Consider the following 24,731-nt stretch of genomic DNA (forward strand, 5'->3'; position numbering starts at 1 on the left):
AGATACGAGCCGACCTCCACCTCGGACTGCTCCAACTCGCCTGCAGCATCATCTGCTTGAGACGACTCCGAACCTCATTCTGAAATGATCAGTTATGGCATCCGTCGCAGCCAGAAGAGACCATGCAGCTGGTTCCCGCTGTCGGCGACGACAGGCGCGGTGCATGTCCACGGCGGATGAACAGGAACGCCCAACACGTTTGTGGATCAAGGCAGTTGGCTGACAGCGACGCCTCCAGTCCTGTGAAGCAGCCTCGCCCTCTCCCCGTGCTCCCGTCGGGAGAGGGAGGCGCTGATAGGGGTGTCGGAAAAACCGGTTCGTCCGTATCTTATGGTGACCGCTTCGTAGGGCCGACATCATGGGGGACTGGATGAAGCCAGCGGCACGCCCTGCAGTGCAACGGCCCGGACCGGTTCCACACGGTGCGGCCGGCGAGGAACCGGCCGCCATGCCGCGTCTGACAACCACTGTCCCCCGCGAGTACGTACACCGCTCGGCCCTGTCCGAGGTGTTCCTCACGGGCTGCTCACGTCTCGCGGAGAACCGCTTCTGTCTCACGGGCCAATGGCCACGGGCGCACTCCTACTTCAGCCCCTCGGCCCGCCATCACGACCTGCTGCAGGTTGCCGAGACCATGCGTCAGGCCGGACTGTTCCTGGCGCACACGGAGTACGGGGTCCCGCTCGGCCACCGCTTCACCTCCTGGGACGTCTCGCTCACCGTGCCCCCCGGCCGTCTCGCCATCGGCCCCGTCCCCACCGAACTGGAGCTCGACGTGGTCTGCTCCGACCTCGTCGACCACGGTGAAGGAGCCCTGGAGGCCGTCCTGGAGTTCATCCTGAGCCGCGGGAGCGAGCCATTGGCCACCGGTTATCTGCGCTTTTCCACCGCAGCGTCCGTCCCGGCGGCCGGTACCCCGAGCATGCCTCCCGTCTCCCGGTCCGTTTCCGCCGCTGCGTTCCCGGAACTCTTCGGCCGAACTTCACCGCACGACGTCGTACTCACCGAAGCGGCCGCCGGTGCCTGGCGACTCGCCCCCGATCCCTCCCACCCGGTTCTGTCCGACGACGGCGGCCCGGTCGCCCACCTCGTCGCCCTGGAGGCCGCCCGCCAAGCCACGCATGCCTTGTTCACCCCAGCCCGCAGCGATCTACTGATCACGGAGATCACCTGCGCCTTCGTACGACAGCCCGACCCGCTGCGCCCCTGCTGGATCGACGCCACTGTCCTTCCCGTCCCCGGCTCCGGCCCTCTGACCGCCCAGGTGACGGCTCGTCAGGACGGTCGTGTGGTCTGGGAGTCCCATGTGCACGGCGACATCACGCCAGGGCTTCGACAAGGCACACGGGCGTGGGGCAGCGTCCCCCCATGACCGCGGCGCACTGGTAGCCGCTCCGGGAGTTGCGCCCCAAACGGCCCGTCGGCCGTGCCGCGAAGAGGTGCCCGCACCGCTGGAGGGGCTGCCGCGTCCACCGCTCAGCACACAGCCCGCGCAGCCCCCAGAACCGCCCGGGCACGCGGTGCGGACCGGGCCCACGGAAAGCCGTGGCGCAGTTCCAGGACAGGCTCCTCGCCGTCGTCGGCCACGACGGCGACGGCGGCCAGCACCCCCGGTGCGGGTTCCAGTTCCATGAACCGCCACCGTCGGGCCGGATCGCCGTGCGCCGGCCGGAAGCCCAGCACCCCGCGTTCCTCCGCCAGTTCGAAGGAGAACGCGCCGAACGACAGCCCCAGCCCCAGACCGCGCGCCTTGGCGTAGGCCTCCTTCAGCGTCCACAGCCGGAGGATCCGTCTGTCCCTGACCTGTCCCGGACGCGCCTGCGCGACCCACTCCTGCTCCTCGGGAGCGAAGGTGTGCACCAGTGTGTCGAACTCCTGGTCGCCGTGGTCGAGCCGCTCGACATCCACGCCGATGCGGTGGCGGCGAACCACGCCGAGCAGGTTGTGCCCGCCGGTGTGGGACAGGTTGAAGTCCGGTTCAGGCCCGCCGCGCGGGAGCCCACCCGCCGGTTTCTGCAGGTAGGGCCGGCCGTGGGGGGACCGCCGGATGACCGACTCGGCTTCGGGTATCCCGCATTCGAGAGCCAGGACACGGCGCACCAGCACGTGTGAGACGAGGTACTGGCGGCGGTCGCGCTCGAACAGGAACCGTTCGGCGGTGTTCTGCTCCTGCTCGTCCAGCCACTGCGCGGCAAGGGTGGCGGCGACTGCCGGTGCGAGTGCGTCGGTGGGACAGAACCACAGCGTGACCGTGCACGAGGCGGGGGCACCGAGCCCGCCGGCGATGTCCCGAGGGGCCGGCAGCATGGGGCGGTCGGGCGGCAGGTGCGGACCCGGGAACGGGGACACGGCGATCCTCCAGGATGCCCGTCCGGTAAGGGGACGTGGTCGGGCGGCGGTGGTCGAGTGAGGCGCAAGCTCCGGGACGTACGGCGGGCGGTCCTGCTGCGGCACGTCCCTTCGCCGGCCGGGGACCCGCCCTGGCAGCGGCGGTCCCCGCACGACAGGGACCCGGCGGCTGAAGTCCCGTGAAGGTGCCGCTTCAGGCCGACTGCGCGTGCCACGGCGACGATACGGGTGGGCCGACCGCCGGAGCTCAGCTCAGTCAAAAACAGAACGGACGGTCTGTCAACGAGAAGCAGTCCGCACCGCGGACCGGAGGGGTAGGGCGCGAGGCCCGCTTCGGGCTTCCGGGCCGAAGGCCTCCACGTGGTCGTTCGCCCATGCGCGGAACGTTCCCGCCGGACGCCCCGTCATCTCGCCGACGGTGTCCGTCAGCTGGGCCTTGGCTCCCGCACGCTGACGTTCCGCGCTCTGCAGGAGTGCCTCGACGACCGGCGCCGGAAAACGCGCGCCCAGCGCGACACGCGCCTGCTTCGGACTCAGTTCCTCAAGACGCAGCGGGACACCCAGCAGCCGGCCGAGCTGATCGGTCTGCTCGGCCGCGGTGATCGCCCGCGGCCCGGTCAGGGTGTACGCCTTTCCGGCGTGCCCGCCCTCGGCCAGCACTCGCGCGGCGACTTCCGCGAGGTCCCGGGGGTCCACACAGGCGTTGGCCGACGCCCCGTACAGCGCCCGCACGACCCGTTCGGAGCGGATGGACGCCGCCCAGGACAGGGTGTTGGACATGAACGAGCGCGGCCGCAGCAGTGTCCATTCCATACCGGAGCCCTGCAGCAGCTCTTCGTTGGCTCGCTGCCACCGGGTGATGAGGTCGTCGGCCTCCGGATCGAGAACGGCTGCCGCGGAGAGCTTCACCACGCGCCGTACACCGGCCGAGCGCGCCGCGCGGACGAAACGGGCGTCATTGTCACCGGCGACGTCCGTGGTGACGAGGAACGCAGCCTCCACCCCCGCCAGCGCACGGGCCAGCGTACGGGGAAGGCGATGGTCCCCGGCGACGATCTCCATCGTCCGGGCCGCACCCGGAACCCTCGCCGGGTCCCTGGCCATGATGCGTACATGCAGGCCGGCAGGGAGCCGCCGGACCACTTCCCGCCCTACCGTGCCAGTGGCACCGGTCACGAGGATCATCCAGCTCCTCTTCTCGTTGTTCCGGCAACCCTCGCCGGGTCATCCAAGGGCGCAGGTCCGACCCGGAGGTCCCCCGGGCGCCCACCCTGCAGGCAGCCCGCCGACGATCAGTGGATCCGTCCGCCGGAAGCGCTCTTCACCAGGTCCCCCTCGGCGGTCCCCGCGCCGAAGCACGCCTCGAGGGTGGAAGACAGCCCCTCGCCGCCCGGCGCCGCCCAGGCGATGTAACCGTCGGGCCGGACGAGCAACGCCTCACAGGCGAGTTCGGGGACCGGCGCGGCGTGCACCACGCGCAGCTGCGCGTACCGCTCCCCCGCCCGCTCCAGGTCACCGCTGCCCCGCCCGCCGAAGAGCAACAGCAGCGGCCGTCTCGCACGCAGCAGCCCGATCACATCGGTGCGCCCCTCTCGGGTGGTCAGGGCGACGTTGTGCAGGAACCTCCCCTCCCAGGGGGAGGCGTCGGTGGTGCGCACCGGGAGGACCACGTCCTGAGCACTGATCATAGAGCCGAGGACTCCGCTCTCCCCTCCCCCGGCCAGCAGCTCGGCGAACAGGGAACGCAGCGGGTCGAGTGCGGGGTCGGGCCGCATCAGGGCGAGCTGGGCGCGGGTGTTGTCGATGACGCGCTGGGCAGCGGGCCGGCGTTCCCGGTCGTAGGTGTCGAGCAGCGTGCTCGCCGCGGTGCCGAGTACCGTGAAGGCGAGCTTCCAGCTGAGGTCGACCGCGTCCAGCAGTCCTGTGCTGAGTCCCTGACCGCCGATCGGGAAGTGCAAGTGCGCCGCGTCCCCGGCCAGCAGGATCCGTCCCGCCCGGTAGGAGTCGACGAGCCGTGAGAAGTCGCTGAACCTGCTCAGCCAGCGGGGTGACGTCATCTCGATGTCCCGTCCGGCGATCCAGGAAACCTCGCGCTGCAGCTCCTGCAGGGTGAGCGGCTGATGACGCGTGCCGTGCGCCCCCGCACAGTTCAGCGTCCGCAGCCGCATTGTGCGCTCTGGTGCGTCCTTGGCGACGATCCAGCCGCGCCGGGTGCGGTGCCAGCCCGGTCGCAGGGCGTCCGGGTCGACGAGCCGGACGTCGCCGGCCATCGCGGACACGGTCGCCGGGTACGAACGGGATGTGAATCCCGCCTGCTCGCGCACCACGCTGCGCGCACCGTCCGCCCCCACCAGATAGTCGGCCGCACAGCTCACCCGTCCGCTCGGGCCTTCCGCCGTGACGTGGACCCCGTCCGGGCTCTGGCGCACCTCGACCGCGCGGTAGCCGCGCAGAATTCGGGCTCCGGCGGCCCGTGCCCGCCGCTCGAATAGCCGTTCCAGTTCGTCCTGCGGGCACTTGAGGATCGGCTCCGGCTCGGAGGCGGGAGCCGAGACGACCAGCCCGGGGATTCCGGCGAAGTGGAAGGAGCTGCTCGCCGGGCCGCCGGTGCCTGGGTCACGAGCTCCGAGGAGCCCTCCGAGGTGGCCACGCCGGACCAGGCACTGCACGGTCCGGGCGTGCAGCGTGGTCGCCTTGGGCCGATGTGACACGGCGGTCTGCGCTTCGATGACCACGGTGCGGACCCCGTACTCCGCCAGCTCGCAGGCGAGGAACAACCCCACCGGCCCTCCGCCGACCACCACCACCTGCGTCTGCACAGCGACTCCCCCTCCGGAACGGCTCCGGTTCGTTCGATGACGGTCCCGCGTGGGCAGCGGTGGTCGTCCGTTGCTCCCGCGCGGTCCTCGAGCGGGTGGTCAGGGCGTATGCACCCGGCGAGCGGGATCCTCTTTCGACCGCCCGGTCTTGTGCCCCTTGACGAAGGTCCCTGACGTCCTGGACAGCTCGGCGCGGGGGCCGAGTTGGGCGTAGCCGGCCATGCGACCGTCGCGGTGGTAGGCGGGTTTGCCGCACCGGGTCGGCAGCCGGTTCAGGCTCTGCCGCACATAGTCGAGTTCTTCGACGTCCTCCAGCCGGACCAGGGCGATCTCGTGGCTGATCTCGTCCGCTGCGATGAAGGCGCTCATGCTGTCTCCTTCTGGGCGAGCAGTCCGATGCCCGGGTAGTGCCTCCGCCGGCCGGACCGGATCATCTCCTTCAAAGGCAGCGGCCGCACCGCTTCACGGACCTGTGCCTCGAAGGCCCGAGTGGAGAGGGGGACGGCGCCCTCGTCCTGGCACCACGTCCGGTACGACAGGTAGAGCTGTGCCTGCTCCGTACTCGAGTCCGGCTCGAGCCGGCGGTACTCCGCCAGGAAGCGGCCGGTGTGGTCCTCGGTCTCCGCGTAGACGGTGGTGGCGGTGCGGACACGTTCCGGGCCGGTGAGGTCCCTGTCGCCGGCGAGATACCGACGGGCACCCTCGACGAGCCAGTTGAGGATGCCTGGACCTTCCTCGCTCACCAGGCGGGCGGCCAGATTGTCGATCTTGCGGTCGTCGGAGACGACCCGCTCGAACGGGATCAGCCGCATGCGGCGCCAGAACGCCAAGCCACCGGTGCCCACCACGGGTCGATGGTTGCCCAGCAGCCAGAGCTTGTGCGTCGGCTCGAAGGAGAAGTATTCCTGGCGCATGCGACGAGCCTTGATGCGGTCACCACCCGTGAGGTACGTGACCCGAGCCTCGTCGAAGCGATCTCCCGGCTTCACCTCGGAGGAGACGATGAGGCGCCGCCCGTGGAGCTCGGCCAGATCGGTGGGGTGACCCTCGTACGAGCGGGTCATGAGGAAACCCGGCGGGGCCGCGTCGGCGTAGTCACCCAGGAGTTTCAGCAGCACGTCAAGGAGGACGGACTTGCCGTTCTTGCCGGAACCGAAAAGGAACGGCAACACGTGGCCGCCGACGTCCCCGGTGATCGAGTAGCCCAGCAGCAGCTGCAGGAAACGGATCATTTCCGTCCCCTCACCGTCCTCGCCGAAGGTGTCGGCGAGGAACCGGTGCCAGCGCGGCGTCGGCATCTCCTGTGGGCCGGTGGTGGTGGATCGGGAGTGGAAGTCCCGGTTCGCAGCAGCAGGACGGATCCTGCCGGTACGCAGGCAGACGATGCCTTCCGGCGTGCACAGCGCATAGGGATCGGCGTCCAGCGACGAGGCATTGAGGACGATCTCCGGGGCAGATCTGGCCTGCCTCAGCATCGCGTTCATGCCCGCGGTGCTCAAAGCGCGGCGACGGTGCTTCTGAAGAGCCTGAGCGGTGAAAACGCCACGGGGATCAGTGGCTGCGAGTCGCTCCGCGAAATCCCCGGCCGCCCATGTGACCGTGTCGTCCTCGTCCGGCTGCCAACGGGTGGCGTCCCACCGGAACCAGCCCAAGCCGGGGACATACCGATAGGCGTCCGCGTAGAGCTTCACGAACAGCTTCGCGTTCCCTCGATCGCTGAGAGTGCCCGGCACCAGTCCCTCAGCGCAGGCGTACCCCTCAGAGGCCTGGGCGGGGGGCGAGGGTACACCCCGGAGCGACTCCAGCGACCGGTCCATGGTCCCCCGCGTCGCCACCCGGGGGTAAAGGAGCCTGCTGCCGGGATAGAAGCTCATGCATGCCTGCCCGACGTCGTCAGGCACGCTCGCCGCGAAACAGGAGGGCAAAAGGGATATGTCTGTCTTTGACGCCGTCCATCCATGCTCAAAACCCCCCGCCGCTGGGCGGACCCCCGCTCGGGCCGCTTGAGCGCTGCGGGAAAACGCAGCTCAACCGCCCGTGCACCCCCTACGAGCGACCGAAGCCACTCGCCCTAATGCGTACACGTTATCGAAACCCGATCGCACAACGCAGTGACCACAGAAAAAAACCGGCTGCCCCGTCAGATTGAGATCGGCACCCGCTGCGGCAGCCCGTGAAACGACGCCCGGCAGCGGCTTCTTCCCCGGCCAAAGCCCAGGTCACTCACTACGTCGTCGTCTTCTGCCCGCCACCGGGCCGTGCGGCCGCTCGTACGAGGGGCGCCGATGACGATGGCCGCCGAGACGACGGCCGCCCCCTGCCAACGGACATGCCGGGCACAGCCATTGGCCGGAATTGATCCGTCTACTCGATGAGCGCTTGAGCTCCGGTCTCGTTCCGCCGCAGAGACCGGCCCCGCAAACACCACCTGGGTCACCGTTTACGCATGTCAGAGCCACCGCCCTGCACGCAGCCGGGCGGTCGGCCGCATCGGATCCTCCTGCCCCCCACTCGACGGAAGTGCGGTTACCCGTGGCTACCTTCCTGCACAAACTCGGCCGCTTCGCCTTCCGGCGGCGCGGCCTCATGACCCTGCTGTGGGTGCTGATCGTCGTCGGCGTCGGCGCCGCGGCCTCCTCCGCGCCCACGCCGCCGACCGAGCAGTTCTCGATGCCGGGCACCGAGTCGCAGAAGGCGTTCGACCTGCTCGAGGAGAAGTTCCCCGACGCGGGCGCCGACGGCGCCACCGCCCGTGTGGTGATCCGCGCGCCCGAGGGCAGGACGATCGCCCAGGAGAAGCCGGCGATCGGCAAGCTCCTCGGCGAACTCGGCAAGGCGCCCCAAGTGGCGGGCGTCGCCGACCCGTTCGACGCCGGTACCGTCAGCCGGGACGGCCGTACCGCCTACGCGGTGGTGTCCTACGAGGTCACCGCGCCCGACCTCACCGACGAGGCGCACGAGGCGCTCACCAGGGCCACCGACCGGGCCCGTGACGGCGGACTGACCGTCGAGGCCGGCGGTGACGCCGTCCCGGTCGAGCAGACCGTCTCCGGCACCGGCGAGCAGGTCGGCGTGCTGATCTCCGCCATCGTGCTGTTCCTGACCTTCGGTTCGGTGATCGCCGCCGGCATGCCTCTGCTGACTGCCCTGATCGGCGTGGGCGTCGGCGTCTCCGGCATCACCGCGCTGGGCTCCACCCTGGGCCTGTCCGCCACGACCTCGACCCTGGCGATGATGATCGGCCTCGCGGTCGGCATCGACTACGCCCTGTTCATCGTCTCGCGCTACCGGTCCGAGGTCGCCGAGGGCCGCACGCCCCAGGAGGCCGCGGGCATCGCGACCGGCACCGCCGGTTCGGCCGTCGTCTTCGCCGGGCTCACCGTCATCATCGCCCTCGGCGGCCTCGCGGTCGTCGGCATCCCGATCCTCACCAAGATGGCGCTCGCCGCGGCGGGCACGGTCGCCGTCGCCGTGCTGATCGCGGTCACCTTCGTGCCCGCCCTGCTCGGCTTCGCGCCGCGCCGGGTCCTGCGGGTCGCCGACCGGCGCCTGGTCCAGGCCAAGAAGCCGCTGCGGGCGCGCACGCTGCGCAGGTCCGAGAAGAAGGCCGCCAAACTGGCCGCGCGGACCAAGCCCGCCCTGTCCACCCGTTGGGCGTCCTTCGTGGTGCGCCACCCGCTCGGAGTGCTGCTCCTGGCAGTGGTCGGCCTCGGCGCGATCGCCCTGCCCGCCACCAAGCTGGAACTGGGCCTGCCCGGCGAAGGCACGATGGCGACCGACACCACCCAGCGCAAGGCCTACGACCTGCTGTCCGACTCCTTCGGCCCCGGCTTCAACGGCCCGCTGACGGTCACCGTCGAGGGCAAGGACGCCGCCGCCGCAGGCGACAAGATCGGCGCGGAGCTGAAGCAGGACGCCAACGTCGCCTCCGTCTCCCCGGCCACCGCCAACAAGCCCGGCGACACCGCCATCTTCAGCATCGTCCCGAAGACCGGCCCCACCGACACCGCCACCGAGGAACTGGTCAAGAACATCCGCGCCCGGGCGACGGCGCTGCAGGCGTCCTCGGGCGCCACGGAGATCCTCGTGACCGGCCAGACCGCGCTGTTCATCGACTTCTCCCAGACCCTGTCCGACGCCCTGCTGCCCTACCTGGGCCTGGTGGTCGGCCTGGCCTTCCTCCTGCTGCTGCTGGTGTTCCGCTCGGTCCTGGTCCCGCTGAAGGCGGCGCTCGGCTTCCTGCTCTCGGTCAGCGCGGCGCTCGGCGCGCTGGTCGCGGTGTTCCAGCTCGGCTGGGCCTCCGGCTTCTTCGGCATCGAGCAGACCGGCCCCATCATGACGACACTGCCGATCTTCATGATCGGCGTGGTCTTCGGCCTCGCCATGGACTACGAGGTCTTCCTGGTCACGCGGATGCGTGAGGCGTACGTACACGGCACCCCCGCCAAGGACGCCGTCGTCACCGGCTTCCACCACAGCGGCCGCGTGGTCGTGGCCGCCGCGATCATCATGATCAGCGTCTTCTCCGGCTTCATCTTCGAAGCCGACGACCTGGTCGCGATGATGGGCTTCGGCCTCGCCGCGGCCGTCCTGTTCGACGCCTTCGTGGTCCGCATGGTCATCGTGCCCGCCGTGCACTCGCTGCTCGGCGACTCCGCCTGGTGGCTGCCGCGCTGGCTGGACCGGCTGCTGCCGAACGTCGACGTCGAGGGCGAAAAGCTCCAGCGACGGCTGCACTCCGCAGCGGCGAGGGTGCCGCGCGGTCGGGCGGAATACGAGCAGGATCTCGTGCACTGAGAATGCCGCACGGCCGATCACAACGGCCCTGCGGCCAACCGGTCCCTCGGCCGACAGACTGAGGGACCGGACCCCGCTCCGCACCAACCACGCCGGATCGCTGTCGAGAATGCGACAGGTCGGATGTGCTCGGCGCTGCGCGTGCGGGAGAACGGTCCTGCCCGGGGCTCACAACGGCCGCGTGATCCCCATCTCCCGCATCGCCAACGACGGCGGCCCGCCCTCCGACCGCTCCGTCTTGCAGCCCTTGCTGCCGGGCGCCAGCGTGCGCGGATCGACGGCCTCGGCGGGCGCCCCGGTCGCGTACAGGCCCTGCGGGTGCGTGTCGCGGTCGTGCGGCAGCAGCCAGAAAACCCGGCGCCGGAACGTCCCCGAGGAACGCGACGGCTTGGCGCCGGGCCCCAGCAGCGCGTACCCGACCATGCGCCCGTCGCGGTGGTACGCCGGCCTGCCGCGCCGGGTGGGCAGCCGGTCCAGGCTCTGACGGACGTAGTCGAGCCGCGAGATGTCCTCGAGCCAGACGAAGTCGGTCTCGTGAACGAGCTCGTGCTCGGCGATGAGAGCGCTCATTCTGTCTCCTCGTCGGCAACCAGTCCGATACCCGGGTAGTACTTGCGCTGGTTGGACAGGATCATCTCCTTGGGCGACGCCAGTCCCACCACTTCGCGGACCCGGGCTGCGAAGGCGCGTGACGAGATGGCCGGGGCGCCCTCATTCTGGCACCACGCCTTGTAGGCCGCGTAGAGCCGTGCTTGTTCCGCCCGCAGATCTCCCTCCAGCCGGCACGACTCGGCGAGGAACCGCCCGGTGTGGTCTTCCGTCTCGGCGTACGCCGTGGTGGCGATCCGCACCCGTTCCGGGCCGGTCAGGTCCCGCTCGCCGCTCAGGTAGCGACGCGCGCCCAGGATCAGCCAGTTGAGGATCCCGGGGCCCTCCTCGGTGACGAGGATGTCGGCCAGGTTGTCGATCTTGCGGTCGTCGGGCACCACCCGCTCGAACGGGATCAGCCGCATCCGCCGCCAGAACGCGAAACCGCCGGTCCCGACCTCCGGCCGGTGGTTGCCCAGCAGCCACAGCTTGTGTGTCGGCTCGAAGCTGAAGAAGTCCTGCCGCATACGCCGGGCCTTGATCCGGTCGCCGCCCGTCAGCAGCTTCACCCGTGCCTCGTCGAACCGGTCTCCCGGCTTCACCTCGCTGCACACGATCACGCGCCGGCCGTGCAGTTCGGCCAGATCGGTCGGATGCCCCTCGTAGGGCCGGGCCATCAAGAACCCCGGCGGCGCGGCGTCGGCGTAGTCGCCCAGCAGCTTCATCAGTACGTCCAGGAGCACCGACTTGCCGTTCTTGCCGGAGCCGAACAGGAACGGCATGACCTGCCCGCCGACGTCCCCGGTGATGGAGTAGCCCAGCAGCAGATGCAGGAAGTCGATCATCTCCGCGCCCTCGTGTCCGTCACCGAAGGTATCGGCGAGGAACCGGTCCCAGCGCGGGGTGGGCATCGGCTGCGGGGCCGCGGTGGTGGAGCGGGAGTGGAAGTCCTTATCCGGGTCCGGCGTGCGGATCAGTCCGGTGCGCAGGTCGACGATGCCGGCCGGGGTGCACAGCGCGTACGGATCCGCGTCGAGCATGGACGCGTTGAGCACCATGCCCGGAGCGGACCTGGCCTGCGTGAGCATTGCGTTCATGCCGCTGGTGCTGAGTGCGCGGCGGCGGTGCTGCTGCAGCGCGGCGGGCGTGAACACCCCGCGCGGGTCGCTGCTCGCGAGGGACTCCGCCAGGTCACCGGCGGCCCACATGACAGTGTCGTCCTCGTCGGCCTGCCAGCGGGTACCGTCCCAGCGGAACCAGCCGAGGCCGGGCACATGGCGGTAGTCGTGTGAGTACAGCTTGACGAACAGTTTGGCGTTGCCGCGGTCGCTGAGCGTGTCGGGCAGCAGTCCGTGTGCGGTCGCCTCGCCGCCGCCCGCAGCGGCAGTGGCGGCGCTCTCGCCGCCCTGTCGGGGGGCCAGGGCGGGCTGAGCAAGGATCTGCATGGCGACCGCTTGGGCGTCGAAGAGGGCGCCGTCATGTCCGGAGGTCATGTTCGGCCTCCCAGCGACAGTGGACGGAGCCGGCCGGCGCCCAGGCCACTGCGAATGATGGCTCTGTAGCGCCGCTCCTGGCCGGGGCGGGCGCATTCGGCCGCCTCTGCCAGGGCTCGTTCCGCCTCGTCCGCCGACAGGTGCCCTGCGGCCACGAGGCCTCCGGCGGTGTAAGCGGCGCGGTTCAACTTCTCGGAGAACGCCGCTCCTTCGGGTACGGCGGCGCAGCCGGCCACTTCGGTGAGCAGCACGGCCAGAGCCCGGCCGGCGGCCCCACGGCCGCCTCCCGCCGCAATGACTGCCTGCCGGGCACGGGGCGGCACCGTCCGGGGGGCCGGCACGCGCGCGGGCGGCAAGTGGCCGGTGCGCTCCAACTCGCGGGCGAGCCAGCCGGGCAGAGGAGCGGGCTCCCGTACGGCACCCACGGGCTCGTACGTTCCCGCCTCGGTCGAAGTGCCCGGGGCGACGATGTACCCACCGCAGGCTCGTACGTCGGCCTGCCAGGCAAGCGCGCGGCCGCCGCCCGACCCGGTGGAACACTGCCACTGATGCCCGGGATGTGCCCGATACCACACGTGAAGGCCACCGGACGGCGTGCGCACGCGCAGCGTCGTGTCGTCGTCGGCGGGGCTGGTGACGCCCCGCAGTGCGGCCAGCAGACCGAGGGTGTGAAACCCATTGGCGAGTCCGGTCAGGTCGACATCATCCGGGATTCCGATGCCGGGCAGCAAACGGTCCCGCTCGGGCAGGCACCTCTCGTGGGCATCGATATCGATGATCACCAGCCCTGCGGGGCCGCAGGCGACTCCCACGCCCAGTCCCGGGTGGGCACCCCACCACTGCTCGATCCTGGTCACGTCCAGCGTGGCGGCACGGAATCCATGGCACCAGCGGCCCGCGGCGGAACAGCCGCAGCCTACGTGGGTGTGGCCGGACTCCCGACACGACGCACAGTTGCCCGCCGGCGTCTTGCGGCCGGGAGCAAGGGGATGAACCGGCCAACCCCGACTGGCACACCATCGGGCGATCGCCAGTGAACGCGAGTTGCCCGTCCGCTCGACACCCGATCCCCGTGAGTCGCTACGTAAAAAAGGCAGCTCAGAACCCATGCGCATCCCCCATGAGCGACTCAAGCGACTGAACGACTGGAACAGACTAGCGAAACGGGGATGGCAGAAGTAAACACCTGAGGAAACTGAAACACAACGCGTTACCGGGACATCGAGCGACTCAGAGAGCGGTGCAGCGACTGGAGTTGTCCGGGTGACTTCTTCAACTGCTGAGCGAAACCGCAGGTCACAAGCCTCAAGCAAGACCAGGCAGCGACTGAAGCGACTCAAGCCCCTATATATGACTCCCACGCGCGCACACAGAGCACGACCCACTCCCCCCCATATACCGGCCCTTGGGTCGCTTCAGTCGCTGCCTGGTCTTGGCACCGACTCTGACCTGGGGTTTTCCGCGACGGTCAGCAGAGACTGGCCGTGCGTCCCGTCGCTGTTCTTCAGTCGCTGCTGCAGGCTGCGCGATGAGGCACCCCCTGCCCGGATCCCCGGGCGGCGACTGAAGCGACTCTCCAGCGAGACCAGGGATGCGGACGCATCCCCTGCGGCCGTCCGCGTGCCCTCTGCAGGACCGGTCCTCCTTGCCCGAGGGTCAAGAGGAACGGTCCTGCAGACCGCTCCTCATGTACTCCACGTCAATGAGGTGCGGTCTGTTGGACGTCAGGTTGCGCGGCGGAGGTGGACGACGACGTTCTCACCCATGCGCTTGGGGGCGAGCCGGTAGTACCTGATGTGGCCGAGCCTCTCGGTCTCCTCGAGCCAGCCGGCCTCGATGACCTGCTTGCGCGTGCGGGAGAAGACGGGCGCGGCCATTCCGACGAGTTTGGCCAGGTTGGCTGCGGTCTCGAGTACGGCTCCGGACCGATCGGTCGGATGCAGGGCATAGAGCATGACGACAAGACGCTGGTTGGCGGTCATGCCTGCCGTCTTCTCAAGCAGCTGAAGGTTCTTCTGCTTGTCGTCGCTACTGATCACTGAGCCTCCCACCGTGCAGGCACGTTCTCGTCGAATCCGGGGATGTCCGGCGGGTTGCACGTCTTCACCGCTTCACGCTGCTCGAGTCCCGTTCCGTGAAAGGCGATGTACGGGCTGATCCGGTAGAAGTTGTAGTTGCCGACGCGTCCGCGGACGATCAGGATGCGGTGCTTGGCCAACTTCCTGTTGATTTTCCCCACAGCGTCGGTGGACATCCCCACCCGCTTCGCGATGTCGGCCCCGGTGGCCCTCAACGGTTCCATGCCCTCGGGCGAGACTCCGATCCACCACAGGACGAGGAACTTCTGACTGGGCGTGAACGCCTTGGATTCGGTGATCGCCTCGACACGCGCCTTGTCGACCTGCGTGTGCCTGCCGGAGAAGGCATAGGGCGCATAGGGCACCGCCTCGCCAGTCTCGGCATCAACCAGCCTGCGTACTGCTCCCAACGGGGCCCTCCGTAAACGGGGGTTGTCTGACGGTTCATGGAGGCGGCTTCGAGGCCGACCAAATGAACTTAACGTACATGAGCAGGAAGTCAATCAACCCTGCCTGCCGACCGTGTCTCCTGCCGACCCGCTCAGGGTTCAGGGCCTCCGGATGCGGCCGCGCCACTGCCGACTCATGTACGTCACGTCAATTTGCCACGACCGTAGGATCGTGGCACCCAGTTCCTGTGAACGCCCTCTACTGTTCTAGGAACTGCCTGCCAGTTCCTACGGTCGTGGTTGTTCGAGGTATCTGTGCAGGTCAGATGCTGATTGGCAAGCGCGCTCTCTTATTTCAACAGGAGCCGCGCCGTTCAGCTCACGGCCCACGCCACCTCTGCACTTGTGCACGCCCGGACGGCGTGCTCAGCTCGTCACCAACCTGGAACGGCACCTGCGGGGAAACGAACGAACCTCACCCCACAGCCGAGCCCCGTTCCGGCCCGCAGTCACAGCGAGGACTCCCCCCACCGCAGGTGCCCGTCTCAGGGAACCTCCGCCCACCCGTACCCGCCGCTCCCCGGCGCGTACGGCCTGTGCCACGACGAAACCGTTTCGCGCCGGGGAGCGGCGGGGCAGCGGGGTCCAGGGGCCGGCGAAGGCCCCTGGTACCACGCTGCTCAGCCACTCCCCGTAAGTGTTGTCGGCTCGCAGTCTCATGACGGGCGATGGCAGCTGCGGCCTGGGTTGTGACCCGCACCGGACCACCTGCAGGTCCCAGCAGGAGACTTCTGCGCGAGACGTGCTCGAGGTCGGATGGCAGTCGCGAGTGAGCCCGGGCTGAGCGGTCCGGGCACTCAGGCTGCGCGGACCACTGCTGCTAGAGGTCGAACTCGATGTGCTCGATGTCGGTGAAGCGGACTTCCTCCAGACTGCCGGCGCGGCGGCCGCCGTCCTGGAAGTACATCTCCTTGAGCCCTTCGGCTGCGATCTGCTGCAACTGCTGGTCGCTGACACCGGCCTGTTGGGCGTCGAAGAGACGGGCGGCGTACTGCGGCGGCAGCGCCACGGTCAGATGCCGGATCCGGGCGTCGTCGGTCGTGCCCACCGGCGCCGTGTAGCCGATGCGGGCGCGGGTGTCGATGACGATGCCGCCGGTCGTCGCCGCCCTCTGCCGGGCCTTGGCCCGGATCTGCGGCTGCCACCGCTTGTTCACCTCGCGCTCCAGGCGCGCGGCGAGGTCCGGCCGCGGCTTCTTGATCTGGTTCTTCACGTACCGCTCGACGGTGCGCTGGGAGATGCGCAGCATCTGGGCGACTGCCCTGGTGCTCTTGAGTTGCTTGACCAGGTACCGCATCTGCGCGGGCGCGGTCTTGGGTGCCGGGCGGGTGAACGCCTTCTGCACCGCGGCTTCCAGGCCGTCACCGAACAGACTCATCGTCGCCCTCTCCTACTCTCCGCTGTCGACGTCGGTGACGGTGCCGTCCTTGATGTACCGGGCGAGGTTGAGCTCCGGAGCGTTGAACCGCTCGCGGACCTCCTCGCCCCACAGGACGGTCTGGGTGCCCTCGTGCTTGACCAGGCCCGGGTTGACGCCGACCTTGAACCCGCCGGGCAGCGGCTTGCCGTCCCGGTAGGGCAGGAAGTCCAGCGGACTGGTGCCTCCGGCCGCGTACACGACACAGTCGGACAGGACTGCAACGGGGTACTGGCCGGTGAAGGCCGCGTGCTTGATGATCTTCCGGTGCAGGTTCACGCGCGTACGGGAGATGACCGCTGCGCGGATGTCCGGCCGCCACGTCGGGCGCGACAGCGCCCGCCACGGCTGGCCCGGCCGCCAGCCCTCCCCGCGTGGACGTTCGCGCAACTTGCCCAGGCCGCCCTTGACCGTCGCCTTGATGGCTGAGACGACGATCGCCAACTCGGGATCGTGCTCCCCGTAGCCGTTCATCGCCGCCAGGAAGTCCGCCGGCTCCATGTCCGCATGCACGCCGAGATCGGCCATCGTGGCCACGTAGGCATCGCGTAGCCGCTGGTACCAGCCGTCCAGGTAGCGGCCGCTCTCGTAGCGCACCCACGCCTCGATCGGCCGGACCTCGTAACCGAGCTCCACCGCGTACGCCACGGTCGGTGTCGCGTACCAAGCCGGGCCCTCGGGACGCTCGCCCTTCGGCGTGAACGGACTGGGCAGCAAGCCGGCGTCCAGCTCGGCCCACTTGTCCCTGCCGATCTTCACCCGGGACAGATCCACGTGGGACAGGTCAACCAGCCATGAGCCCGGCAGCTTCGGGTCGAACATCGGCTGCTTGACGTGAGTCGGAGCGCCGAGCCCGACGACCAGACCGTTGGCTCCGGCGGCGAAGGCCATGTTCACGTCGATGCCGACCAAGTGCCGCAGGGTGCATTCGGCGTCGGTCATCGGCCGAGCCCAGTCACAGGCTTCCTCGAACAGCTTCTCCGCCGGGCCGCGGACGTGGAAGCGCGGCAGGTCCGCCAGGAGCGGGTGTCCGTCCGGGGCCTCGCACGGGGCGCAGTCGACCGGCTCCTTGCCCAGGGAACCGGGGTTGTGCTCGGAGTGCCGCTTGCCCGTCTCGTCGGGTTCGGAGGCGCGGGTCGGCGGGTGCAGCGCGGTCATCAGCTCCAGGCCGGTCACAGCGGTGGAGCCGCGCGGCGTCATCACCCGCGACGCGTACACGCCCAGCACCCGGGCGAGCTCCGCCGGCGGAAGCTCAGCGGCATTGCCCCAGTGACGTGTGTCGAGCGCGTGCCAGGAGGGGATGCACAGCTGCACGCACGCCCGCTCCGACCCGGTGGCCGGGCGGTAGATCCGCGCCCACGGCCCGAACCCTCGTTTCGTGAGCTTCCAGTCGGCACGCGCCAGCTGCTTGATGACCTTGTGGTTCTCCGGAATCCGCCCGGCGCGTCGCTCCCCGTCCGTCAGGGTGACCGGCAGCCCGTACCGCTCCAGGGCAGCCTCGGTGAGCACGAGCAGCGGGTCGGCGTCCTTGCCCGGGCCGGACAGCCTCTGCTGCCCGAGCTTCGCCTCCGTCAGTGTCCAGTCCACCAGGGCGGCGATGCTCTTGGCAGGCACGTCCAGGACCAGGCCGCCCGTGCAGTGTGCGAGGACCCGGCCGTCGGCGTCGACGTCGACCACCGCGAGCGGCCCGTTCTCGAAACGCGCGTCGGTGCCGCTCGCCGGGGCGTTGGGCGGGGCGGCGCTCCGAACGGCAGGGCGGCGTGACGTCGACGCGCCACTGACGGCGCGTGCCGGGCGCAGGGCGGCCTCTTCGACGGGAGCGGCGGGCGCGGGGACGGTCTGAGTGATCTCACGTTCAGTGGTCGGCGCGGCGTCCGCAGCCGAGCCTGAGGAATGAGACTGCTCCGCCGGGTCGAGTCGGCCGCCGGCCGTCGCCGAGGCCGCGTCGGGCACGGGATAGAGCTCCGCGAGCTTGTTCAACAGCCGCGCATACGCTTCCCGCTCCGGCCCGCGCGGCTCGACCGGCTTCTTGACCGACTCCCAGCCGGAAACCGTCGCCCGGCGCACCTTCAGCGCGGCAGCCACCTCGTCGAGCGTCAGACCGTGAGCCTGACGCAGACGCTTGCGCTCCTCCACCGGCGGCAGCGCAGCGCGGGAGGCGACCAGCGCATCGACCGCGTCGAACAACTCGGACATGAAACACCTCCTAGTGATCACCCTATCGCGGAAACCGTACGATTCGCGTACGTTAGCCGTACATCTCGCTCCTCGTGGTGGACGAGGAAGCTGATCTTGCCCGGCACCTGCCTGATCTGAGGCATGCGGCGAGCGCGCGGCGCGCTCCCTGCGCGCCCGGGTCGGCTGGCTCTCGTCCAGTGCCTGTTGCGAAAGTAGATCTTGGTTGTGAATGATCACGCGCTGGGGGGCGTGGTGATCTGACGAACGGCCAGTGGGCCCGGCTCGAGCCGATGCTGCCGAAGGGGGTCAAGCCGGGCCGTCCGCCGGTGTGGACACGGCGGCAGCTGATAGACGGCATACGGTGGCGGAACCGGACGGATGCTCCGTGGCGCGATGTGCCCGAGCGGTAAGGCCCGTTGGACCGGGTCTACGACCTGTCAGCTCCAGGCCCAGGCGGACGCGAAGGGCCTGATCACTTGGGATGGCCCCAGCACAGAACGCCCAGCCGTCTGGCGCGGCAGGTCACCCGGCAGAGATGGGCTGGCCGTCCCTGTGTTTGTTGAGCCGGTCCAACATCTTGTTGAACTCGTCGGGCGGCATCTTGTGGATCAGGTACCACGCCGCGGACACGCCGTCCTCGTACGGGAACCGCTTGGGCTGCTGCTCTCCTCCAACAGTGGCGATCTCAGTGGCGGTTGGCTGTGCGGGAAGAGTTGGCGCTTCCCCCTCTGGGCGCGCCTGACCGCCCGCGGTCTCATGCTCCGGGGAGGGGGAGGGATGCCCGTCCGCGCCACCACCCTCTATTACGCCGTAATAGCCGTCCGCCGTTCCGGCCGCCTGAGCGGCTGGGGCGTCGAGCTCGGTCTGCTTCGAGCGTTTGCGCTCCCGCTTTTCTGCCTCCTTGCGGGCTCGCTCCTGCTTGAGCGCCGCGAGTGCCGGCCCCTGCTGCTCAGGCGGCTTGCTTCCCACAGCACGCAGCAGATCGATGGGCTCGTCACCGATACGGGCCTGAAGTTCAGGGGTGAGACTGAGCAGAGCGAGCCGTTGTGACACCCACCCCTGGGAGCGATGAAGCCTCTTCGCCAGAGCGGTCTGGCTGCCGTGGATGGCTAGGAGTCGTTGCAGGGCACGGGCTTCGTCCAGCTCTGACAGGTCCTGGCGATGGATGTTGGCGACGAGGGCGCTTTCGAGGAGCTCTTCCGAGTTGGCGCCCTGGTCGTCGCTGACCATCACCTTGATGGTGGCGAGGGCGGCGTCGCGTGCGGCGGCGAGTCGGCTGCTGCCGTCGATAACGACGTGGGTGGTGTCTGGCTCGAGGTCGGCTTCCCGCTCCGGGTTGGCCTTGATGTAGGCGTCGCGGTTCATGACCGTGATCGCTTGCTTCTGCCCGTGGGTCCGGAGGCTGCCTGCGAGATCGGTGAGGTCTCCGAGGCTGGATCGGGGGTTGTCAGGGTTGAGGCTGATTCGATGCGGGGGGAGCTCCGTGGGAGGGGCGACGCCGTCGGTCGGCACGCCGGTCGCCGCTGCGACGGCCTGTCGGCGGGCACTGACAGGCCGCGCTCCCCCGCCGAAGCGGCCGGCTCCCAGCTGGTCGGCCTTGCTCACGACACCTCCCTGGCCAGGGCGCGCATGCCGATCGCCTGCTGCGATTTCGGCGCGTATGACAGGAGAGGTTTCTTCACTCGTACTGCTTCCTTCTGTTCCTTGAGGTCACCGATGAGGCCCACGACTCTCGGATCCTTTATGTCGACCCAGCCCTGTAGTGAGGAGGTGGCGATGTAACCGCGGCGAGAGTCGTAGAGGTTGACGACGATGCCGAGGTAGTCGATATCGACCTGAAGGTCGGCGCGCAGGTCATCGATCTGCGTGGTCAGCAGGTCATAGGCGTCGGCGGAGCTGTCTTCGGCTTGGACCACGATCAGCGCGCCGGACTGTCCTGGCGCCTCGCCGTCGCGGCGGCGCCCGTAGTAGGCGGCGGCGTCCATGCTGAGGCCGAGGCTGGGTGGGCAGTCGACCACGATGACGTCGTAGTCGGCCTCCAGCGGAGCAAGGGCGCGCTCCAGGGCGGCCTCGCGGGCGCGCACTGCGGACAGGCGCACGTCGAGGAGGAAGGCGTCGTTGCAGGCGGGCAGGAGGTGGAGGCGTCCTCCGAAGGCGTCGTCGTCGATGGAGACGATGAGGTCGCGGAGGTCGCCTTTGGCGTCGCTGGCCATGTGGTTGGTGAGGCTGTCGCCGTTCATGGGCAGGGGAGAGGCGCCTAGTTGGTTGGTGAGGTGGCACTGGGGGTCGAAGTCGACTAGCAGCACGCGCTGGCCTAGTCCGGGGAGGTTTTCCACGTCGAGTGGATCAGCCTCCTGTCCGTCGTGGTCCTCGTGCACTTCGCTGGCGCGTAGGGCTTTGGCGAGTGCTTTGGCGACGCGTACGGCGTGGAGGGCGTTGGGGTCTTCGGCGAGTGCCTCGCCGAGGCCGGCCGTGATGGCGGTTTTACCGACGCCGCCTTTCTGGTTGCAGACGATGATGCGCCGGGTGATGGAGGGTCGTTCGACGTCAGGTGCCGGGTGGGTGTCGAGCCACAGCTGGATGGACTGGGCGAGGCCTTGAGCGAGGGAGACGCGGCGGTCGGATGCGGTGCGTGTGAACTCGTCCCATTGGCCGTGGGGGAGGAAGGTGGAGAAGGAACTGGCGCCGGCGGTGTCGACATGGGTGGGGGAGGAGGCCAGGTTGCACCAGTCGGTGATGCCTTGCTCGACGGCGGCCTGGATCTCGATGCCGTGCTGGGCGGCTCTGATTTTGAGGTTCTGCCGGAGCCATCCCGGCAGCTTGGAGACGACCTTCTCGCGGTCGCTGGAGGTGGCTGGCGTACTCATGGAGGACACCATACTAACGCTCATGATCCATTGCTGCCTTGACGCGTTAGTTTGGCTACCTGTTGGGTCATCAGGGGGCGCCCGGGGCCTGCCTGGGAGCTATTACGGCGTAATAGCCAGTCCTGCGCTGCGACGTTGATTCGGGCTCGTGGTGCTGCGCGCTCCTGCGGCGTAACACCACAGCTGGCGACCATCACGATGCAGGAAGGCCCCCTCCCTATTACGGCGTAATAGCAGCCAGCCACTGCATGAGCACGACCTCGGTCTCCCATGGCCAAGCGGACGTCACTCCACCAACATGAGCCGGCGGCCGAAGCGGGCCCCGGGCCCCGGACTCCCATCTCCGATCCCAGCAGCAAGTAGCGCCCTAGGTATTGCCCTGTCACCCATCGGCGGAGTTCTGCTTCAAGGGCGCAGAAGCGGCGCGGCGGACGCCGTCTGGACGGCCGGAGGCTACCTGCTGCGTCTCGGCTACCGGTGGATCGCAACCCGCGCAGAGGTGCGCCGCACGGAACTGGAGCAGCCGACAGTGCAGTTATGCCCAGCGCATGCCGATGGCGGACAGTTGCTCGACCCGCTCGGGGGAGAGCGTCGCGGCCCTGCTCCGCTGATTCCCGACCCATGCTCCGAGACGGAGCTCCCGCTCCTCTTGAACCTCGTCGCCTCCGTCACCGCTGATGATGATCCGCTCGGTGTGCTGCCTCGGGACGCGAAGGTGGCCCTCGCGCTCGTAGAACTGCTTGGCGGCCCGGTAGTTGAGGGCCCACTTGTCGGCCTGGCTCCGGCGCGGGGGTGGCTTCTCGTCCTCGCCGGCCGGTGCGATGCCGAGGACGTGTTCGCACATCCACTGCTGGACGGTCGTGAGCTTGTCCCACCCGAGGCGCTGCGCCCTCACCCACCGTCCGAGATCTTCGCCCTGGCGCACTACGGTGCCCGGCCCCAAGGGCAGTTTGCCGTTGGCTTCGAGGTGCTGTCGGGTGAGGTGGAATGCACGTTGCCACTCCACCGGCCAGCTGGGGCACCAGGCGGGGTCGATCTCTTCCAACTGCTCACGCCGCTCTTCAGACAGCGCCCCGGCCGCCGACTCCACGGACAGCCCCTCGACCCGGCGCTGCTCGATCTCCTGTGCCCGTCGTGCGGCGGCCCTGGCGTTCTTCAGCCAGATGCCCACCCGGTAGCCCTGGTAGGTGGCGTCCAGCGGGGCCAGCAGGTGACCGTTGTCCTGGGCCCATCCGCGCGCGGCGGCCAAACCCTCTTCCCAGGCGACGTCGAAGTGGCTCCAGACCATGCCGAGCTTTTCCAACTGCGCCACGCGGCCGGCGTCCATGCCGCCGCGGGCGTAGGACCTTCGAGCGTCGGCGACCCACTGCCCCAGAGGAAACCCGGCGAGAGAGGCCGGCCATCCAACGGCTTCCGTTTCCTGGTCGTCGGCGTCGGGGACGCGGTAGGTGAAAGGGACCCTCAGGTCGCCGTGCCGGCGAACGTAGATGCCGGCGGCTTCGATGCCGCGCCGCCAGTGCTGGTGTTCGGGGTTGAGGACGCGCAGGTTGACGAACGCGGCCAGCAGCGCGGGGTCGCGCGGCATGCTGAATTTCAGCAGGGCTTGGGCTGGCACCGAGAGCACGGGGCCGCCGCTCTCGCCCTCGCATCCTTCTGCCTCTTGGCCCCCTGAACGGCTCTGGACGCCCCTGACGCGGCTTTGTGCCTGCTGTTCGGCGAGCTGTTCGACGACCCGGGCGTCGTGCGCCCTGAGCGCCTCCAGCAGCTTCGCCAACCCGCCGTACGCCCGGGAGGTGAGCATGCTGTCGACTGTCTCCCCAGGCCCGAGGAGGACCGGCACCACGAGGGAGGCGACCTTCCCCTCGCCGGGCTGCATGCGCAGCGCGCGGCCGACGGCTTGGACGAGGTCGGGCATGGAGCCGCGGACGTCGGCGAAGTAGACGGAGTCGCAACTCTTGGTGTCGACGCCCTCGCCCAGCACCCTCACCGACCCCAGGAAGGCCTTCTCGACGACGGTGCCGTCTGTGGCGATCCCGTCGGCGAACTCGTCCAGGACACGGCGCCGGTGCAGTGGTTTGTGGTCGCCGCACAGCCAGTCGGCCCAGATGGTCTTCGGGTAGAGCTGCGGCTCGTGGCCGTGCAGCTGTGTGGCGACGGCCGGAAGGCCGGCAGCGAAGGCTTCGGCTTCCTTCACGACGTGGTGGAAGACGAGGGTGCGCCGAAAGTTCTCCTCGGCCGACGCCTTCACCAGGGCGGTCTGGAGGGCGGCAAGCCGCGCCCCGCGCACCTGCTCGGAGCGCGCATCCGCGCCGAGGAGCTGGGCGGCCTGGAGCTGGGTGTCTGTGATGTCCACGCACACCACCTGGTACGGCGCACAGATGCCCCGGTCGATCGCCTCCGACAGCGTCAGCGTGTAACAGCGCGCCCCGAACGGCCCGTCCGGATCATCGTCCATCGAGGCAACCAGCTCTCCCGGCGCGCCGCGCTCGCTGTCCTCGCCAAGCTGCCACAACCGGGGCGTGGCGGTCATGTACAGCCGCCGCAGGGCGGGGATCCGTGTGTTGTCGTGGACGACCGCCCACGGCTTGCCCAGCCGTCCTGATGTTCGGTGCGCCTCATCGACCACGATCAAATCCCAGCCCGGAAGGCCGGCCTGGTGCGCGCGTTCCAGCGTGCCCAGCCCGAGCGAGGCGTACGTGGCGAACACCGTCACCTTGTCGAACGGCCGCACCCAGTCGACCAGCTCTTCCACGTCCGTGGTGTTGGGGAAGGTCACGTCGTCGCCGCGCAGGGACGAGACCCCGATCATCGGGCCCGTGCGGCCTCCCTCGCGCCATGCGGCCTCGGTCTGGGCGAGCAGGTCCAGGGAGGGAACGAGCACCAGAACCCGACCCGCCCGGAGCTCCTCAGCGCTCCGGGCGGCCACGAGGCTCTTGCCGGACCCGGTCGCCATGATCACCTGCGTGCGCAGACCCCGCTCAGACACCGTGGGCCGTGCAGGAAGTTCGAGCGCCCGGAGTACCGCGCCCACGGCTTCTCGCTGATGAGGACGGAGTTTCACAGCCATTCCTTCGGCCCTTCCCAACGGAGCCAGACAAGCGTTCCCACTTGCTCAACCCGACCAACCACCATGCACATCGACCATGGCGGTGCCTGAGGCCATCTTCACCCGAGAGGGGATGGCCGCCCGGACCTGAGACCCGCGCAATCAACCTGCGGCAAACAGACTTTCCCTATTCTTGGGATCATCTGGTTCCAGAGTGTATCGCGGCATCAGATTGAAGCATATGGTGTCGTGACTCTGTCTTGGTGGCATGGGGTGTTCAGTATCGAATCTTAACGTTTTGAGCCGAACCGGTTCCCCTTCTCAAACCCATGCACGCAATGGCCGCACAGCTCTCAAAGCAGGGTGTGGTTTTGGACTTCTGCGGTGAGGGTGGGTTGGTTGTGGGCCGGGCCTCTTGGTGCAGCGCGCCGTAGGGTGGCTGGAGCGCAGCGGAAGCTGCCCCGAAGGGGTCGCAGACCCCTTAGCTCCGGGAGCGCAGCGGACGGAGTGTCACCCACCTTGCGCAGCAAGGCGGGTGGGTTGCTCGCGCAGCGAGCAATAGCGCTCACGCGGAGCGTGAGCGCAACTCCCGTGCGCAGCACGGGAGTTCGCTTGCTTCGGGCGCAGCCCGAAGGGACCCGCTCCGCGGG

Annotated in this window: 17 protein-coding genes and 1 pseudogene; 3 read left to right on the plus strand and 15 right to left on the minus strand. The window is 69.1% G+C overall.

Annotated elements, in window-relative coordinates; translation table 11 throughout:
• The first annotated feature begins 448 nt into the window (after positions 1-448).
• Positions 449-1,372: a ScbA/BarX family gamma-butyrolactone biosynthesis protein gene (locus ACIRDU_RS38175; RefSeq protein WP_403588753.1), complete on the plus strand. Its 924-nt coding sequence runs from the start codon at positions 449-451 to the stop codon at positions 1,370-1,372.
• A 104-nt stretch (positions 1,373-1,476) separates the two neighbouring features.
• Here ACIRDU_RS38175 and ACIRDU_RS38180 read toward each other — a convergent pair whose 3' ends face one another.
• The 5 genes and pseudogenes from ACIRDU_RS38180 to ACIRDU_RS38200 all read right to left on the minus strand — a co-directional run bounded on the left by ACIRDU_RS38180 (position 1,477) and on the right by ACIRDU_RS38200 (position 6,985).
• Positions 1,477-2,349 (minus strand): 4'-phosphopantetheinyl transferase family protein, encoded by an 873-nt coding sequence (locus ACIRDU_RS38180; RefSeq protein WP_403588755.1) that lies wholly within the window; start codon positions 2,347-2,349, stop codon positions 1,477-1,479.
• 279 nt (positions 2,350-2,628) lie between these two features.
• Positions 2,629-3,534 carry an NAD(P)H-binding protein gene (locus tag ACIRDU_RS38185; RefSeq protein ID WP_403588757.1) on the minus strand — a complete coding sequence of 302 codons (906 nt, stop codon included), beginning with the start codon at positions 3,532-3,534 and terminating at the stop codon, positions 2,629-2,631.
• A 107-nt stretch (positions 3,535-3,641) separates the two neighbouring features.
• On the minus strand, positions 3,642-5,168 hold the full coding sequence (locus tag ACIRDU_RS38190) for an FAD-dependent monooxygenase (RefSeq protein ID WP_403588759.1): 1,527 nt from the start codon (positions 5,166-5,168) through the stop codon (positions 3,642-3,644).
• Between the two features lie 162 nt (positions 5,169-5,330).
• A pseudogene (locus ACIRDU_RS38195) lies at positions 5,331-5,537 on the minus strand (DUF6009 family protein); the annotation flags it as partial.
• Complete coding sequence (locus tag ACIRDU_RS38200) at positions 5,534-6,985, minus strand: phage/plasmid primase, P4 family (protein WP_403588781.1); 1,452 nt, start codon at positions 6,983-6,985, stop codon at positions 5,534-5,536. The pseudogene ACIRDU_RS38195 and the gene ACIRDU_RS38200, both read right to left, overlap by 4 nt.
• Before the next feature lie 715 nt (positions 6,986-7,700).
• Here ACIRDU_RS38200 and ACIRDU_RS38205 point away from each other — a divergent pair.
• A complete protein-coding gene (locus tag ACIRDU_RS38205) occupies positions 7,701-9,965 on the plus strand; it encodes an MMPL family transporter (RefSeq protein ID WP_403588761.1) in 2,265 nt (754 codons plus the stop codon).
• A 168-nt stretch (positions 9,966-10,133) separates the two neighbouring features.
• On the opposite strand, the gene ACIRDU_RS38210 is transcribed toward ACIRDU_RS38205, so the two are convergent.
• The 7 genes from ACIRDU_RS38210 to tap all read right to left on the minus strand — a co-directional run bounded on the left by ACIRDU_RS38210 (position 10,134) and on the right by tap (position 18,186).
• On the minus strand, positions 10,134-10,535 hold the full coding sequence (locus tag ACIRDU_RS38210; protein ID WP_403588763.1) for a DUF6009 family protein: 402 nt from the start codon (positions 10,533-10,535) through the stop codon (positions 10,134-10,136).
• A complete protein-coding gene (locus ACIRDU_RS38215; RefSeq protein ID WP_403588765.1) occupies positions 10,532-12,046 on the minus strand; it encodes a phage/plasmid primase, P4 family in 1,515 nt (504 codons plus the stop codon). Before ACIRDU_RS38215 ends, ACIRDU_RS38210 begins: the two co-directional genes overlap by 4 nt.
• Positions 12,043-13,074: a bifunctional DNA primase/polymerase gene (locus ACIRDU_RS38220; RefSeq protein ID WP_403588783.1), complete on the minus strand. Its 1,032-nt coding sequence runs from the start codon at positions 13,072-13,074 to the stop codon at positions 12,043-12,045. The genes ACIRDU_RS38215 and ACIRDU_RS38220 overlap by 4 nt, the downstream gene beginning before the upstream one ends.
• Positions 13,075-13,770: 696 nt before the next feature.
• Entirely contained in the window at positions 13,771-14,082 is a 312-nt protein-coding gene (locus ACIRDU_RS38225) for a replication initiation protein, RepL2 (protein WP_361311843.1), read from the minus strand.
• Positions 14,082-14,534, minus strand: coding sequence for a MarR family transcriptional regulator (locus ACIRDU_RS38230; RefSeq protein WP_403588767.1), 453 nt, complete (start codon positions 14,532-14,534; stop codon positions 14,082-14,084). The genes ACIRDU_RS38225 and ACIRDU_RS38230 overlap by 1 nt, the downstream gene beginning before the upstream one ends.
• Before the next feature lie 859 nt (positions 14,535-15,393).
• Positions 15,394-15,951 carry a telomere-protecting terminal protein Tpg gene (tpg, locus tag ACIRDU_RS38235; protein ID WP_403588769.1) on the minus strand — a complete coding sequence of 186 codons (558 nt, stop codon included), beginning with the start codon at positions 15,949-15,951 and terminating at the stop codon, positions 15,394-15,396.
• Positions 15,952-15,963: 12 nt separating this feature from the next.
• Positions 15,964-18,186, minus strand: coding sequence for a telomere-associated protein Tap (gene tap / locus ACIRDU_RS38240; RefSeq protein ID WP_403588771.1), 2,223 nt, complete (start codon positions 18,184-18,186; stop codon positions 15,964-15,966).
• A gap of 272 nt (positions 18,187-18,458) precedes the next feature.
• Between tap and ACIRDU_RS38245 the strand changes: the two genes are divergently transcribed.
• Positions 18,459-18,578: a transposase gene (locus tag ACIRDU_RS38245; protein WP_403588773.1), complete on the plus strand. Its 120-nt coding sequence runs from the start codon at positions 18,459-18,461 to the stop codon at positions 18,576-18,578.
• 112 nt (positions 18,579-18,690) lie between these two features.
• Here ACIRDU_RS38245 and ACIRDU_RS38250 read toward each other — a convergent pair whose 3' ends face one another.
• The 3 genes from ACIRDU_RS38250 to ACIRDU_RS38260 all read right to left on the minus strand — a co-directional run bounded on the left by ACIRDU_RS38250 (position 18,691) and on the right by ACIRDU_RS38260 (position 24,102).
• Positions 18,691-19,773: a ParB/RepB/Spo0J family partition protein gene (locus ACIRDU_RS38250; protein WP_403588775.1), complete on the minus strand. Its 1,083-nt coding sequence runs from the start codon at positions 19,771-19,773 to the stop codon at positions 18,691-18,693.
• Positions 19,770-21,035 (minus strand): ParA family protein, encoded by a 1,266-nt coding sequence (locus ACIRDU_RS38255; RefSeq protein WP_403588777.1) that lies wholly within the window; start codon positions 21,033-21,035, stop codon positions 19,770-19,772. Before ACIRDU_RS38255 ends, ACIRDU_RS38250 begins: the two co-directional genes overlap by 4 nt.
• A gap of 535 nt (positions 21,036-21,570) precedes the next feature.
• Entirely contained in the window at positions 21,571-24,102 is a 2,532-nt protein-coding gene (locus ACIRDU_RS38260; protein ID WP_403588779.1) for a Helicase associated domain protein, read from the minus strand.
• Positions 24,103-24,731 lie beyond the last annotated feature (629 nt).

The organism is Streptomyces sp. NPDC093598 (assembly GCF_044764825.1).
Lineage (GTDB): Bacteria > Actinomycetota > Actinomycetes > Streptomycetales > Streptomycetaceae > Streptomyces.